Genomic DNA, 15,051 nt, shown 5'->3' on the forward strand with positions numbered 1-15,051 from the left:
CCATGTTAAAGCTTACCAGGTACGTTTTGTACGATATCATCCGCAGCAGGGTAGTGCTTGCATATGCAGTATTCCTGCTTCTGGTATCTTTCAGTTTATTCCAGCTCGAAGAGAACCACAGCAAGGCTATCCTGAGCCTTCTCAATATTGTATTGATAGTTGTCCCGCTCATCAGTATGATCTTCACAACCATTCATTACTATAACTCCTATGAGTTCATAGAGCTTATGCTATCTCAACCTCTCAGCAGGACCAGGATCCTGTTGAGTGAATACGCAGGTGTTGCCATTTCCATGATAGCGGCCTTCCTGCTTGGAGTGGGGGTGCCAGTCCTGGTTTACTCTCCTGATCCAACCGGCATTACTTTGATCTTTACCGGCGCCGGCCTGACCCTCGTGTTCACTTCAATTGCTTTCCTGGCTTCTGTAAAAGCGAGAGATAAAGCCAGGGGAATAGGATCCGTCCTGTTGCTATGGTTTTATTTTTCATTGATCTATGATGGATTGGTAATGCTGATACTTTTTGCTTTCAGTGATTACCCGATGGAAAAATTTACCCTCCTTCTGGCAGCACTCAATCCTGTTGACCTTGGACGGATCTCTATCATGCTTAAACTGGATGTCAGTGCGCTCATGGGATATACAGGCGCATTATACAAAGACTTCTTTGGAAGCAATACCGGTGTGTTATTTACTTCGGCAATGATGCTGGTATGGACTGCAATTCCCCTCTGGACTGCACTGGTGATTTTTCAGAAGAAGGATATGTAACCCACGCTGACGCCCAGATCATGGCGATTCCTGAAGGAAAGAAGAGGGAGAATAAGAACAGGGCGAATGGACTGGCAGGTTTCTGAACGACTAATATTAGTTCAGTAATCACGAAGCCCGACAGTAAAACCAGGCAGCCAAAATGAAATACTCTTCTGCGAGCCGGCGATACCGTGCCGGCCATTATCCAGATGAGAAAGGTTGTAATAAAACCAAGTAACACGAGATGCAGGTAGGCGATGACATAATCACTGTTCAGCGTTGCCATCCTGGCAATCCAGGGAAATGCACTTAACAACTGCAAGACATTCTTTAACAGGAATGCAAAGATTGATACCCATAAAAGCCAACCTGCCGGTAAATTTCTCCAGCGCACATATTTGAGGTCACGCAGGATAATCCCTACCGCGAAAAGCTGAATTATTGCTGCAAAACCACCAAGCCAGTTGAACAGGATAGAAGGCCCGGTCCATAACACAGAAAGAAAAAATGTAGGTACGCAGGCTCCTGACAGCAGGTAAAACGCCGTCTTCGACTTGCCGGCATAGCCAGAATTCTCTATTATTTTATACAAGACAGCAAGCACAATAAATGTGAAGAACCCGTTATACTGGAAATGCAGGTAATAATAGATCGCATTATAATAGAGCTGTGAGCCTGTTTTACCCATTGCACTGATTGGTCCAAGGGCAAATGGTCCAAGCGATGACAGGAGACAAAAAACGATTCCCGCTTTAAGGAACAGGATCGATCCGGAAGATGTATAATGCCCGCAACTTCTAAGTAAAACAATACCATAGTAAAAGCTGGCAACCAGTGATAGTGTAGAGAATGAAATGCTCACCACACCGTAACCCTGCCATGCAAAGCTGATCAGCATTCCATAGGCTGACAGCATGATCAATGCCATGATATTTCGCCAGTGTCTGCCTGCTACATTGCCACATATTTCCGGGAAGAACTTTAATGTAATGAACACCAATGCCGGCAGCACCCATCCGCCAAATGCGAAATGTGAATGCGCGTGCAATATATGAGGATAGTTAAAGAAGGGAACGGGTACCAGGATCAGGGCACGAAGCAATACACCGGCAACTGATAAAACGAGAAGATTGAATAGTGAAATGCGAACCCATTTCTGTAAATAATTCCTATGTAGCTGGTTGTTCATTTATGAAGGATCAAAGAAACGCAATCATATCAGTAATAAGGTTGATGAAGATCAACCGTTCAGCTGATCATTGCAATGAAACGGTGAATGCCCGCGGGATACATTTGAACATCCAAAATGAAATCTGTTCTTTATGTCACACCTATATAGGGTTATATCCGCGGTGTTACTGCTTTTCACCGTTATGACCCAGGTTTCAGCCCAACAACTGTTCAAAGGAAAGATCATCGACGCATCAACTAAAGAACCTGTCCAGGGGGCGACGGTTCAATGTAACGCAGGTTGCCTCTGTGCCTGTGCAACGGGGTCAAAGGGCGAATTTGAATTCAAGCCAAAGCGGAATTGCTGTTCATCTGTCAGGATTTCCTGCATTGGATACCAGCCTGTAATATTTGATCCCGGATCATCATCACTTGCGCCCATTACGGTTATTCAACTTCAGCAGGCCAGTAGCGAAATCCAGTCGGTAGTGGTAACGGCGAACCGCGAAGGCGTCAGGCGGTCACTGGCGCCTGTAGCAGTCAGTATCGTTTCTTCCCGTACCATCAATGAAACCAGGCCTGTCAGTGTCGACCAGGTCCTGAACAAGGTCAGTGGTGTATATATGGTCAATCTGGGCAATGAACAACATAGTATGAGTATTCGCCAGCCTATGACAACAAAGAGCCTTTTTCTGTACCTGGAAGATGGGATCCCGATCCGTACTGTCGGTTTATTCAACCACAATGCCCTGCTGGAAATGAATATGTCCGCCGTTAAAAGTATTGAAGTGATCAAGGGACCATCTTCGTCTTTATATGGCAGCGAGGCTATCGGTGGCGTTGTTAATTTCATCACTACTGCGCCGTCTGCAATCCCGGTTATGAAATTGTCAGTCCAGGGCAATAGCATTGGCTATAAGCGGGCAGAACTCCAGACCGGGTTTACCCTGGGAAAATGGGGTATTGCCGTCAACGGATACTATGCGGACAAGCGTAACAGCTTCATGGAATTTACAGACTTTCATAAGGGAACTTTTACTGCCCGGGTTGATTATGCATTCAATACAAAGACACTTTTGTCAAACAGTTTTACCTATATGGACTATTATAGTGACATGACCGGCGGTGTGGACAGTGCGATGTACATCAACAAATCATTCAGCAGCAGGCATTCATTTACCTTCCGTAAGGTTTTGGCGAAACGATTCCGGTCTACCCTGACGCATGCATGGAATGAAAACAGTAAGTCGACTGCAAGCCTGGTATTCCGCAATAATTTAATCGGCCAAAATCCCGCGTATGCTGTGAAGGACGATTTTCGCCGCACTGCCAGTGGTGAATGGAAAGGACAGAAAGATCTCGCGCATGGTGAACTGAACGAAGCTACGTTTAAAAGCTATGTACTAATACTACAACACAGGCAAAAGCTGCAATGGAAGGAGTCTGCACTGATTGGCGGCGTGTCAGCTGATGTTAGTCCTTCCTCCTATTCCGCAGAGTATATCCGTATAAACCGGGACAGTGTTTCCGGGAAGTATAACAGCTACAGGGGCCAGGACAGTTTGCTGACAGATTACCATAACGACATCAATAACTACGCGGCCTTTGTTAATTTTGAAACCAGTCCATTTAATAAAATTAGGCTTGTAACATCGCTTCGTTACGATCTTTTCAGATACAATTTCAATAACTTTCTTCCTCCGTCTTCTTATAGCGGCGCTCCTGATTCGAAAAACCAGTTCAACAGGCTGAGTCCTAAAATAGGGTTCACCTATAATATGTCAGCACGCAGTGGTCTGTATGCGAATTATAGCCAGGGCTTTGTACCTCCGCAGGTTACGGAAATGTATAAGGGAGTGAAAGTACCGGACCTTGCTCCATCCGTATTCCGGAATTATGAAACCGGTGGATGGTGGGAACTTGTGAAAGGAAAGCTGACTGCAGATCTGAGTGTATACCTGATGAAGGGAAATGATGAGATCGTTTCCATGCGCCTGGATGATGGCAGCACCCAGAATGTCAATGCCGGGGAAACAACGCACCAGGGTGTTGAATGGGGAGTGAATGCAAATCCTTTTAAGTGCCTCAACATTCGTTTTAATGGCGCCATAAGTAGCCATCGCTTCGATACATTTCACGAGAAAGGATTGTCATATGACGGCAATGAAATGAACGGTGCCCCACGCTGGATGCATAATGCGGAAGCATGGTACCGACCTGCATTTGCCAAAAAGCTCAGGGTTGGATTGGAGTGGCAGAAGATCGGCAGCTACTTCATGGATCCGACGAATAGCGTCCGTTATGAAGGGCATGACGTGTTCCATTTCCGTGCGGGCTATTCCTGGAAGGCTATAGAGGTCTGGATGAATATTTTAAATATCACGGATTCCTACTATGCTTATACGGCCAGTAAAAGCAGCTCGGGTTATAACTATACACCTGGAGAGCCGAGAAACCTTAATCTTGGAATCAGCTATGATTTTGCAAACTTTTTAAGGAAAACCAGGTAAAACTGACAGTTGTCATAGGTTCAATTGAGAAAACATGATTCTCGTCAGGAACGCATAATTAGTGATTAATAAAAGTATTTGAATACTTCTAATCATCTACCTTTATGTCCTCACTTAATTCTAAATGTGCTTTTATGTCAAATGTTTCACTAGAGAATATACTCAACGTAACGCTTCTTGAACCAAGACAAAAACATCCCACCATTTTTTTACGCTTCGACGATTTGCAGGATGGGGAAACGCTGACGATCCATAACGATCACGACCCGAAACCCCTCTACTACCAGTTGCTTGGAGAACGCGGGAATGTGTTTACCTGGAACTACCTCGAGCAGGGTCCGGTGTGGTGGAAGGTAGATATTACCAAAAGGATAGCTGGTGCTGAAGAGGAAACACTCGGTCAGCTTGCAGCGAAGGACCTGCGCAAGGCTGAGGTCTTCAGGAAATATGGCCTTGATTTTTGTTGTGGAGGCAAGAAGACTGTAAAGCAGGCTTGCGCCGAAAAAGGACTGGATGTTGTGAAGATTGAACAGGAACTCAGGCAGGCAGATCAGGCTCCCTCTATCCCATCACTCGCGTACGATGAGTGGCCGCTGGATTTCCTTGCTGATTACATTGTGAACACGCATCATAATTATGTCAGGAAGAGCCTGCCGGAACTGAGTCGCCTCGCTGCGAAGGTTGCTGGCGTACATGGAGGAAGTCACCCGGAATTGCTGGTGATCAATAGACTTGTGGCAGAGATCAACGAAGAACTATCCACGCACCTGATCAAGGAAGAGCGGATCCTGTTTCCCTTTATCAAAGGTCTCGTACACAGGGACACGGATGGCCAGCCATCCTTTGCCGCACATTTCAATTCGGTTCAGCAACCCATCAGCATGATGGAAATGGAACATGAGGTCGCAGGCGGCCACCTGGAGAGCATCCGGTCATTGACACATAACTATGCGTTACCAGCCGACGCCTGTGCCAGCTATAGCCTGCTGTACAGGATGCTCGAAGAATTTGAATCTGATTTGCATATCCATGTTCACCTCGAAAACAATATCCTGTTTCCAAAGGCTTTAAAGCTTGAGAATAACAATAGCAGTACACTGAAATGAGGATCAACGGCCATACAAAGATTGCAGCATTGCTGAAAGCCCATCCGGGTGCGCTGGATGCTATTGTCAGCGTGAGCCCGAAATTTGAAAAGCTCAGAAACCCTGTTCTCCGCAAGTTGATGGCCGGAAGAACCAATATAACCATGGCCTGTAAAGTAGCTGGTTGCAGTATAACCGAATTCTATGAAAAGCTGTCTCTTTTGGGTTTTGACATCGAAGCGGGTGCCTCTTCAGATCTTCGCGGTAACGAAGAGATACCTGCTTTTGTCAGGACCATCAGCAAGGAAAATATAATAGAGATCGATGTCCGTAAAATTTTAGAGAAAGGTGAGGATCCGCTTAGCCTCATCTCGCGTCACACCCTGAACCTGCGACCCGGGCAGCTGTTGAAGATTGTAAATAGTTTTTACCCGGAGCCCCTTGTGTCTTTACTGGATAAACAGGGGTTTGGTTCATTTTTCACTGAAATAAATGAAGATCTTGTAGAAACATTTTTTTATGTGAGATGCAAAGAAGAGCGGAATACACTTAATCAGCCCAGGGAAAGTAATCTTAAATGGGATGAAGTTCTGCAGATATACTCGGGTCGTACCAAAACTATCGATGTAAGGAATCTTGAAATGCCCCTTCCTATGATCACCATTTTGGAAGCACTTGATGAACTGCCTGCTGATCAGGCATTGTTTGTTTATCACAAGCGATTGCCGGTCTACCTTCTCCCTGAGCTCGCTTCAAGAAATTTCAGGTATAGTGTAAACGAAGTGAGGGAAGGTGAATTAAATCTTCTGATTTACAGGTGAAAAATACACTACATACTGTTGTTATACCCTTTTATATTTACGCTGCTATTTCTTTTTTGGTTGCGACGATTCTCCTTGCATGTTCAGGTACTGCATTGACACAACATTATTTTCAGCCCCGGTTATTGGCGATAACGCATATCATGGCATTAGGGTGGGGAACAATGATCATATTGGGTTCAAGTCACCAGTTGCTTCCCGTGCTTATCGAGGGGAATCTATACAGCAGGAAACTCGCACAACTATCCTTTATCCTGGCTGCTGCGGGCATACCATTGCTCGTGTACGCATTTTTCATTTTTGATTTTGGCTGGCCCGCACGATGGGGTGGTATACTCGTAAATGCGGGCGTATTATCTTTCGTAGTCAATGTTGCCAACAGTATCAGGAAAAGTCAACAGGAAAACATACACGCCATATTCGTGTTTACAGCTGCGTGTTGGTTACTGGCGACAACAGCGATCGGCTTAGTGCTCGTTTACAATTTCCAGGATAATTTTCTTCCAAAGGATTCTCTGGCATTCCTGTCGTTGCATATGCACCTGGGAATAATCGGCTGGTTCCTTTTACTCGTGGTGGGAGTTGGATCACGGTTGCTGCCCATGTTCTTCATTTCCAAATACACCAACTCAAGGCTGTTGTGGTGGATCTATGCTTTGATCAATACAGGTCTTGTGGCATTTGTAATAATGTTCCTCAAATTTCATGGGATGCATAGACTCGCTGTGTTACCGGTGGCTGTGGCCCTTATACTGTTTGTAAGGTATTGCTACTGTGCTTACCAGGCCAGGATCCGAAGGCAGGTTGACGGCCAGATGAAGTTGTCCGTTCTGTCCGTAGTTATGATTTTCATCCCGGTACTGATCTTGGTCGTTATATCAGGATTGACAGCTGGCGCCTCGGACCGTCCCGGCCTTGAAATGGCCTACGGCTTTACTATATTCTTCGGCTGGATTACCAGCATAATACTGGGCATGACCTTCAAAACCCTTCCTTTCATAGTCTGGAACAAGGTTTACGAGGAGCATGCCGGGCTGGTAAAAACCCCTCAGCCTGCAGATCTTTTCAGTAGCAGGCTGTTCAAGGGCATGTCCGTCACTTACCTGGTGGGATTCGTATTGTTTTTAACCGGACTTCTCAATTCGCAGGTAGTATTGTTGAATATTTCATCAGGCTTACTGGTTGCCGCAGCCTTATGTTATAACCTGAATGTTTTTAAGCTGGTATTACATGAACGTGATCACAAATAACTCAATCCTCTGTACGGTCGCGCTTGCCGCCCTGCAGAATGTAGTCGACCCCGAATTGGGTCTGAACGTAGTCGACCTCGGTCTGATCTACCAGGTTGATTTCGATGATCCGGGGAAGACTATCTACCTGACAATGACACTGACTACCCGCTTTTGCCCCATGGGTGAATCCCTTGCCGCTGCTGTAACCAGGGCGCTTCAATCAACATTTCCGCATGATGATGTCAGTGTTTTGCTGACATTTGATCCGCCATGGGACCATACCAGGATCTCGGCTGAAGGGAAAATGTTTCTAAATAAGTGAATTATGCTCAGCTTAACCTGTAAAAATGCAATTAAGGCAGTTATTTACCTTGCCTCGAAGTATGATTCGGGTTCAAACGCCGGAATTAAAGAAATTGCTGAATTTATTGATGCCAGTGATCATACAGTTGGTAAATTATTACAGACCTTAGTAAAAGGAAATCTCATAAATAGCGTAAAAGGACCATCAGGTGGATTTTACGTTACGAAAGAGCAGTTAAGGCAGCCGGTTATAAATATCGTTTATGCAATTGACGGCAACGAAGTTTTTCGCGGATGTGGATTGGGGTTGAAGAAGTGTTCGGCTAAACATCCATGCCCGATGCATGACCAGTACAAAACAGCGCGCGATATCCTGGAAAAACTGTTCACGAAAAGCAGGGTCATTGATCTCTGTGAGCCCGTTAACAACGGGCTGGCATATCTTTCAAGCTGAGAAATTCATAAACTTTGATACATGACCAGGGAACCAAATTATATCTCTGCAGCGGAAGCCGTAAAGGTGATTTCATCGAACAACAGGGTTTTTATTCACGGCAGTGCTTCCACGCCTGTCAGCCTTGTTGAAGCATTGCATAGCCGGCACAAAGAGCTTGAGAAGGTTGAAATGGTCAGTATCACCAATATTGGTGACCTGGACTTCGACAACCCTGAATACAAGAAGAGCTTCTTTTTTAATTCACTTTTTGTTTCTGCCAATACACGGTCGGTCAGTAACAGTGTTGACGGTGATTATGTTCCCATTTTTCTTAGTGAGATTCCCCGGTTGTTCCGGAACAACATCCTGCCTATCGATGTGGCACTGATCCAGGTTTCCCCGCCGGACATGCACGGATATTGCTCCCTGGGAACTTCTGTTGATATCGCCAGGGCCGCTGTTGACACCGCCAAAGTCGTGATCGCAATGGTCAATCCCCGAATGCCCAGGACTCACGGTGACGGATTTCTGCACGTGAACCGGATCAGCTCAATGGTATGGGAGGAGCGCGAGTTACCGGAAGTTGATTATTCCGCCAAAGTAAATGATGCTGTCAGGCAGATCGGGAAAAACGTGGCCTCGCTTATTGAAGATGGCGCAACACTCCAGATGGGAATAGGAAGCATTCCCGACCAGGTGCTGCAGAATCTGCATGGTCATAAGGACCTTGGGATCCATACAGAGATGCTCTCAGATGGCGTCTTGCCTTTGCTTGAGAATGGAGTGATCAATAACAGGAAGAAGAAATTAAATGTCGGCCGCTCGGTGACCGGATTCATGCTCGGCACACGAAAGTTGTATGACTTTGTGCACGACAATCCTACAGTTCGGGTGATGGATATCTCTTACGTAAATGATACCAGTATCATCCGCCAGAACCCGAAGGCTACGGCCATCAACAGTGCAATCGAAATTGATATTACCGGCCAGGTTTGTGCCGATTCTATGGGCACTTATCAATATTCCGGGATAGGTGGCCAGATGGACTTCATCCGCGGGGCATCCTTATCGGCAGGTGGCAAACCTATCATTGCCCTGCAATCCGTTACTTCGAAGGGACACACCCGCATCGTGCCTTTCCTCAAACAGGGAGCAGGGGTGGTGACAACCAGGGGGCACGTACACTGGGTAGTGACAGAATTCGGTCTGGTCAATCTTTTTGGTATGAACCTTAAACAACGCGGACGGGCACTGATCAGCATTGCCCATCCCGATCACCGCGAATCACTTGAAAAGGCTTTTTATGAGCGGTATAATACAAATTGATCCAGTCCTCTACCTGTTAATCAGATCGCTTTACTGAAAGTCTGCCCCGAAAGAAATATGTTATCTTTTTTTTGGTTTTCGCGTTGGAGGAAAAGATCGAATGCTCCACACACGTTTCGCAGGAAATAATGGCCGGTACCGGTTAGTTTCAGTTGATTGGAGTCATACTCAACCATCCCGTCATTCCTCATGCCCGTTAATACAGGGAACGAATAGGCTTCAAGTAGGGCAAGGTGCTCAGGTAAGAAAGTAGTCTGGCCTTTACATGAAATATCTTTGATGTACTTCCTGAAAGCAATGTCCTCACTATTCAGAAAATAGCCACGTTGTACCGGTGAAATTCCTTCATTCACCGCATGATAATAAGTACTCAGCGTTTTGTCATTCTGTGCAAATGCATTGCCAAGGTCGCTGATCGCTGATACCCCTAGTCCCAATAACAGGCCACTATTCTGGGTCGTATATCCCATGAAGTTCCGATGCAGTTTGCCGGACTTTTTCGCGTTGAACAGTTCATCATGGGGTAAGGCAAAATGGTCCATGCCAATATCTTCAAACCCCGCTTCACGAAACAATTCACTTCCCCGGAGATAAAGATTTATTTTTTCTTCGGCGCCGGGTAAGTGCGACTCATTGAACAACCGCTGCCCTTTGCTGGTCCAGGGAACATGCGCATAACTGTAAAACGCTATCCTGTCCGGGCGCAACCCGATCACTTGGCGGACAGTATTTTCAATCTTGCCAAGGTCCTGTAAAGGAAGCCCATAAATGAGATCAAAATTGACGGATTTGAAGCCAGCTGACCTGGCCTGTTCCGTGGCCTTTTGTACATTTTCAATTGGTTGGATTCTGTTGATGATCCGCTGTACTTCAGGATCGAGGTCCTGTACACCATAGCTGATGCGACGAAATCCCAGGTCATAAAGCACCTTAAGATGTTCAGGGGTGGTATTGTTAGGATGACCTTCTATACTGAACTCATGGTCAAAATGTACAATGCTGTTCTTAAGCATGAACTCAATCAGCCTTTTCAGGTTACGTGGGGAAAAGAACGTAGGAGTGCCGCCACCCAGGTGGATCTCCCTGATCACGGGCGTTTGACCCATTAGCTTCCGATATGACTTCCATTCCTTTTCTATTGCCAGCAGGTATTCTTCCTCTACAGAGTGATTTTTGGTGATCCTTTTATTGCAGCCACAATAAGTGCATAGTGACTCGCAAAAAGGCAGGTGCACATAAATACTTATGCCGGTGGCAGCATTGTTGATCCGGAACTGCTCCGAAAACTTTGATTGCCAGGCGACTGGATCAATCCCACTGTTCCAGAACGGAACTGTCGGGTAGCTCGTATACCGCGGTATCGGTTGGTTGTACTTTCGAACCAGGCTGGGATCAACAGTAATCTTTTTCATTGAAGCAAAAATCGATTTGCTTCACCTGATAATTCATGACCTGTGTCAGCCTGTTACAGGACAATGATCAATTACTTCATCATTAACTCTTCAATAACTTTCGTGATTTCCCCAGGCGTTTGATTGAATGTGGCATATTTTATTTTCCTTCCCGGAACAACGCGGTTAGTGCCATCGTCTTCAATAATAAAGTCTAGTTCCCTATAGTTAAAATAAGGTTGTAGCCCTCTTACTGCAATCAATACTGCTGTCTGGTCCCAGCTGTATCGGCCCTCGTTATTACCATCATACGACATGGCATGGTAATAGGCGTCTTTAACCGGGCTGTTTTGAATGTTGTTGTTATTGATCAATGTCATGCCGGTTATGATCCTGATCCCTATCTCAAGTCCCGTCAACGTGATTGGTGTTGGCCATTCGGAGAAAACCTTTCGTGCTGCCGGTATATCCGCACGGATGTTAAATTCATTACCTCCCTTGCCGGTACTATCCACCGCACCGGCCATGGAAACCAGTTGCTTTACTTTCACTTCGACCAGTTGCCTGCCCGTTAGTTCACTGAACTCATCCGCTTTTGAGTCAAGTAATCCTGGCATGTTGCTGAAAGTTCCTACAGTAACAATCGTCACTGAATGATCAGGTTGTGATGCAAGTAATTTCCGGTATACAGAAACGGCATCCTGGGCATCATTGTTCGATTTGAAATTATGGGGATATTCTTTAACGATCTTCTGCGCCCAGAGCCGTTCGCAGAATAGGTTGGGACTGTCAAGTTTGATCACCCCAACCGGGATGTCCTGCCGCTTAAAATAAGTGTTGATCACACTTATGGTTGGCACCGTGGTTTCCGCAGCGTTTGATGATATGGTTGCAAGGATCTTCGCCTCACCTTTGTCTGCAAATGCATGAAGCATGGCAAGCGCGCCCACATCATCGTAATCTGGAGCGATGTCAGTATCAAAAATAATTGCTACAGGAGCCTCTTTCGTCATGTGGTTGCCACCACAGCCTGCCAGCAGTATCAATGCCAGGTAGTATAATTTCATCTTCAATCGCAGTTTGGCTTTTTTGAAATCTTTATTTTTTACCTGTAACAACTGTCGTATCCGTCATGAACGTGGGTACCACGTAATTCCCGGAGTCCACATCAACCTTAGGAAACATCTTTTTTATCCCGGCGTAATCTTCCTTTTTAACATTTGACTTGTACAGGTAGAGCGAACGCAGGGTTTTGGATTGCTGCAGGACCTGGAGTCCTTTCGCCGTAACCCCGGTGCCAACCAGGTTAAGCGACTGCAGTTCCGGAAGAGATTGAAGCTTCGACAGTCCCTTGTCGGTGATAGCAGTATTGCTGAGTTGCAACTTTCTGAGTGAAGGGAAATCGCCGATCAGGCTTAATGACTCGTCAGTTATTCCCGCGTTGTCAAGCTTTAGCCAAACAAGTTGTTTTTTCAACGGGCTAAGCAGTGCGATAATTGAATCAGCCCCGTTTGCAGCAGTTACAAAATTCGCGGACAGGTAATTACTGTTTCGCTCAACAGGCACAATCATAACACCTGCTTTTTTCAACTTGTCAACTGCAACTGCATCGGCAGCGTCAACCGGTGCTTCGGGTATAATCTTATCTGCGGCCAATGCCGTAGTGGACCCGTTATCGCCTGACTGAAGTGCAAGCAGGATATGTTTCATTTTCTCATCGCTGGGAAGTTCCTTTACTTTCTGCGTGAAATTATTGCCAGAATTGATCCACCATTTCAGCAATTCCACTTCGGCGGCTGTAAGCTGCGGTTTTTCTCTCGGGGGCATATGGTCGTCATCATTCACAGGCAACAGCATCCTGCTGATCATTTCGCTTTCTGCTGCTTTCCCCCACAGGATCGTGTTTCCACTCTCTCCGCCTTTCAGGATGAAATCCGGCTGGTCCAGGCGAAGTTTTCCTTTTTGTTTACCTGCCCCATGGCAGTTATAGCATTTCTCCGCCAGAACTGGTTGTACAAGGTCTGCATACACGGCAGCTTCTTCAATAACCGGAATGGGGGCACGTTTTACAGTACTGCCGCCAACATCAGTCCATCCTGCAGCCAGGTAGTCGGAACCGTGAGTAAGTGAACCGCCCAGGTGACCGGTAAAGGTTATCAGGCCGCATACTATAACGGCAACAGATAGACGCAATGGAATCGCAACTTTATTTCTTAAAAACACATACAAGAGGGCGACAGCAGCAGTCGCAATTCCTGCCCACTGGTGTGAAGCAACTAATGAGCCATCGTATTCACCACTGAGCGAAAGGAAATACCCGGATATGCAGGACATGACTGAACCCATCGCTCCCATGAAGAGCATCGGGGAAACCGCAGGTTGAAGCTTTTCGTACCGCGGTCTCATGGAAATTAATTCAAAAAGGCACGCCAATAAAAGGATCCCGATGGGCAAATGGACGATGACCGGGTGAAGATGGCCCAGTATACCGGGTATGGATATCAGCACTATCATGCAAGTATTTCATTTATGACCCTTCCGCCGACATCGGTGAGGCGGAACGGTCTTCCCTGGAACGGATATGTGAATGTTTCATGGTCAAACCCAAGCCTGTCGAGTATGGTTGCCTGGATATCAAAAGCTTCCACTGAACCTGACGTTGCGTAATAGCCGATCTCATCAGTTTCACCATAACTGAATCCTTTTTTCACGCCTCCACCTGCCATCCAGATGGTGAAGGCTTCCGTATGGTGATCACGGCCCTTAAACGGGTTCTGGAGACCGTTACGGTTTTCCATCATTGGGGTGCGACCAAATTCTCCGCCCCACACTACCAGGGTTTCCTCGAGCAGCCCACGCTGTTTGAGGTCGAGCAGGAGCGCGGTCATTGCCTTATCGATACTGCGGTATTTGTTGATGATCCCGATATTAAGGGAGTTGCTTTCATTATCGCCATGGGCATCCCATCCCCAGTCGAACAGCTGTACATAACGAACACCTTTTTCCACCAGCTTGCGGGCAAGCAATGCATTGTTGGCAAAAGTGGCCTTGCCCGGTTTGGTGCCATACATTTCGTGGATATATGCCGGTTCATCGTTGATGTTCATCACTTCCGGCGCCGTGATCTGCATACGGAAGGCCATTTCATACTGGGAAATCCGGGATAAGATCTCAGGGTCCTGGTAGGTCGTATATTCCTGCTGGTTGGCTTCATTGATGGCGTCGATTGAAGCCTTCCTTAAATCCCGGCTCATGCCATCAGGATTGTTGATGAAGAGAACCGGGTCGCCTTCGCTGCGGCATTGCACACCCTGGTATACAGAGGGCAGGAAGCCGCTTCCCCACACACTTTTCCCGGCATCGGGGAAATTGCCTCCGCTCGTTAGCACGACATATCCCGGCAGGTTCTGGTTCTCCGTTCCCAATCCATAGGTAACCCAGCTGCCCATACTTGGCCTGCCCAATCTTGCGCTGCCAGTGTGCATCAGCAATTGTGCCGGCGCGTGGTTAAACTGGTCTGTTTTAACTGCTTTAAGAAAGCACACTTCATCGGCTAGTGTCGAAAAGTGCGGAAGATGTTCACTGATCCATGCACCCGATTGTCCATGCTGCGAGAATTTTGCCTGTGGACCCAGCATTTTGGGAACACCGGTGATAAAAGCAAACTGCTTTCCTGCCAGTAATGAAGGTGGACAATCCTGGCCATCCATTTTCATAAGCTCAGGCTTATAATCGAATAGTTCCAGTTGTGAAGGTGCCCCGGCCATATGCAGGTAAATCACGCTTTTCGCGCGGCCGGCAAATGGCGGCGCCTTCGGTAGCAGCGGTCGTGCAGGGTCAAACTCGACTCCGCTTGTTACATTATTGCCGGACTTGCCCATGCATCCGCCCAGGAGTGAACCTATCGCCAAAGCTCCCAGTCCCATTGCACTTTCTTTAATGAAATGCCTCCGGGTGTGCATGCGCAGTACAGCTGCCTGCGCTTCCCTGACCAGTCGCTGGTTATGCAGTTCTTTTTGTGTCAT

At 46.7% G+C, this 15,051-nt stretch carries 13 protein-coding genes; 8 read left to right on the top strand and 5 right to left on the bottom strand.

Going from position 1 to position 15,051, the window contains the following annotated elements; translation table 11 throughout:
* Positions 1 to 2: 2 nt before the first annotated feature.
* Positions 3 to 770: an ABC transporter permease subunit gene (locus OI18_RS07305; protein ID WP_039138559.1), complete on the top strand. Its 768-nt coding sequence runs from the start codon at positions 3 to 5 to the stop codon at positions 768 to 770.
* Here the strand turns inward: OI18_RS07305 and OI18_RS07310 are convergent.
* Complete coding sequence (locus tag OI18_RS07310; protein ID WP_039138560.1) at positions 691 to 1,941, bottom strand: hypothetical protein; 1,251 nt, start codon at positions 1,939 to 1,941, stop codon at positions 691 to 693. The two genes, OI18_RS07305 and OI18_RS07310, sit on opposite strands and share 80 nt — an antisense overlap.
* A 133-nt stretch (positions 1,942 to 2,074) precedes the next feature.
* Between OI18_RS07310 and OI18_RS07315 the strand changes: the two genes are divergently transcribed.
* The 7 genes from OI18_RS07315 to OI18_RS07345 all read left to right on the top strand — a co-directional run bounded on the left by OI18_RS07315 (position 2,075) and on the right by OI18_RS07345 (position 9,635).
* A complete protein-coding gene (locus OI18_RS07315; protein WP_039138561.1) occupies positions 2,075 to 4,432 on the top strand; it encodes a TonB-dependent receptor domain-containing protein in 2,358 nt (785 codons plus the stop codon).
* A 134-nt stretch (positions 4,433 to 4,566) separates the two neighbouring features.
* Positions 4,567 to 5,538, top strand: coding sequence for an iron-sulfur cluster repair di-iron protein (ric, locus tag OI18_RS07320; RefSeq protein ID WP_039138562.1), 972 nt, complete (start codon positions 4,567 to 4,569; stop codon positions 5,536 to 5,538).
* Positions 5,535 to 6,338 (top strand): DUF2249 domain-containing protein, encoded by an 804-nt coding sequence (locus OI18_RS07325; protein ID WP_039138563.1) that lies wholly within the window; start codon positions 5,535 to 5,537, stop codon positions 6,336 to 6,338. Before ric ends, OI18_RS07325 begins: the two co-directional genes overlap by 4 nt.
* 143 nt (positions 6,339 to 6,481) lie before the next feature.
* Positions 6,482 to 7,588, top strand: a complete 1,107-nt coding sequence (locus OI18_RS07330; RefSeq protein WP_240312734.1) for a cytochrome C oxidase subunit I — start codon at positions 6,482 to 6,484, stop codon at positions 7,586 to 7,588.
* A complete protein-coding gene (locus OI18_RS07335; protein WP_052272968.1) occupies positions 7,569 to 7,892 on the top strand; it encodes a metal-sulfur cluster assembly factor in 324 nt (107 codons plus the stop codon). The genes OI18_RS07330 and OI18_RS07335 overlap by 20 nt, the downstream gene beginning before the upstream one ends.
* Before the next feature lie 3 nt (positions 7,893 to 7,895).
* Positions 7,896 to 8,327: an RrF2 family transcriptional regulator gene (locus OI18_RS07340; protein ID WP_039138565.1), complete on the top strand. Its 432-nt coding sequence runs from the start codon at positions 7,896 to 7,898 to the stop codon at positions 8,325 to 8,327.
* 21 nt (positions 8,328 to 8,348) lie between these two features.
* Positions 8,349 to 9,635 (top strand): acetyl-CoA hydrolase/transferase family protein, encoded by a 1,287-nt coding sequence (locus OI18_RS07345; RefSeq protein ID WP_039138567.1) that lies wholly within the window; start codon positions 8,349 to 8,351, stop codon positions 9,633 to 9,635.
* Between the two features lie 20 nt (positions 9,636 to 9,655).
* Here the strand turns inward: OI18_RS07345 and hemN are convergent, their stop codons facing one another.
* From hemN to OI18_RS07365, 4 genes are all read right to left on the bottom strand, one after another.
* The gene (gene hemN, locus OI18_RS07350) at positions 9,656 to 11,047 is read right to left on the bottom strand and encodes an oxygen-independent coproporphyrinogen III oxidase (protein WP_039138569.1); all 1,392 of its coding nucleotides are present in this window, start codon (positions 11,045 to 11,047) and stop codon (positions 9,656 to 9,658) included.
* 71 nt (positions 11,048 to 11,118) lie between these two features.
* Positions 11,119 to 12,093 carry a nucleoside hydrolase gene (locus tag OI18_RS07355; protein WP_205410001.1) on the bottom strand — a complete coding sequence of 325 codons (975 nt, stop codon included), beginning with the start codon at positions 12,091 to 12,093 and terminating at the stop codon, positions 11,119 to 11,121.
* Between the two features lie 31 nt (positions 12,094 to 12,124).
* Positions 12,125 to 13,540 (bottom strand): c-type cytochrome domain-containing protein, encoded by a 1,416-nt coding sequence (locus tag OI18_RS07360; RefSeq protein ID WP_039138571.1) that lies wholly within the window; start codon positions 13,538 to 13,540, stop codon positions 12,125 to 12,127.
* Positions 13,537 to 15,051: a DUF1501 domain-containing protein gene (locus OI18_RS07365; protein WP_039138574.1), complete on the bottom strand. Its 1,515-nt coding sequence runs from the start codon at positions 15,049 to 15,051 to the stop codon at positions 13,537 to 13,539. The genes OI18_RS07360 and OI18_RS07365 overlap by 4 nt, the downstream gene beginning before the upstream one ends.

The sequence above is a fragment of the Flavihumibacter solisilvae genome, from assembly GCF_000814475.1.
GTDB lineage: Bacteria > Bacteroidota > Bacteroidia > Chitinophagales > Chitinophagaceae > Flavihumibacter > Flavihumibacter solisilvae.

Coding starts and splice junctions, on each gene's coding strand:
- OI18_RS07305 (WP_039138559.1), top strand. CDS start 3: ATGTTAAAGCTTACCAGGTACGTTTTGTACGATATCATCCGCAGCAGG.
- OI18_RS07310 (WP_039138560.1), bottom strand. CDS start 1,941: ATGAACAACCAGCTACATAGGAATTATTTACAGAAATGGGTTCGCATT.
- OI18_RS07315 (WP_039138561.1), top strand. CDS start 2,075: ATGTCACACCTATATAGGGTTATATCCGCGGTGTTACTGCTTTTCACC.
- ric (WP_039138562.1), top strand. CDS start 4,567: ATGTCAAATGTTTCACTAGAGAATATACTCAACGTAACGCTTCTTGAA.
- OI18_RS07325 (WP_039138563.1), top strand. CDS start 5,535: ATGAGGATCAACGGCCATACAAAGATTGCAGCATTGCTGAAAGCCCAT.
- OI18_RS07330 (WP_240312734.1), top strand. CDS start 6,482: ATGGCATTAGGGTGGGGAACAATGATCATATTGGGTTCAAGTCACCAG.
- OI18_RS07335 (WP_052272968.1), top strand. CDS start 7,569: ATGAACGTGATCACAAATAACTCAATCCTCTGTACGGTCGCGCTTGCC.
- OI18_RS07340 (WP_039138565.1), top strand. CDS start 7,896: ATGCTCAGCTTAACCTGTAAAAATGCAATTAAGGCAGTTATTTACCTT.
- OI18_RS07345 (WP_039138567.1), top strand. CDS start 8,349: ATGACCAGGGAACCAAATTATATCTCTGCAGCGGAAGCCGTAAAGGTG.
- hemN (WP_039138569.1), bottom strand. CDS start 11,047: ATGAAAAAGATTACTGTTGATCCCAGCCTGGTTCGAAAGTACAACCAA.
- OI18_RS07355 (WP_205410001.1), bottom strand. CDS start 12,093: ATGAAATTATACTACCTGGCATTGATACTGCTGGCAGGCTGTGGTGGC.
- OI18_RS07360 (WP_039138571.1), bottom strand. CDS start 13,540: ATGATAGTGCTGATATCCATACCCGGTATACTGGGCCATCTTCACCCG.
- OI18_RS07365 (WP_039138574.1), bottom strand. CDS start 15,051: ATGACACAAAAAGAACTGCATAACCAGCGACTGGTCAGGGAAGCGCAG.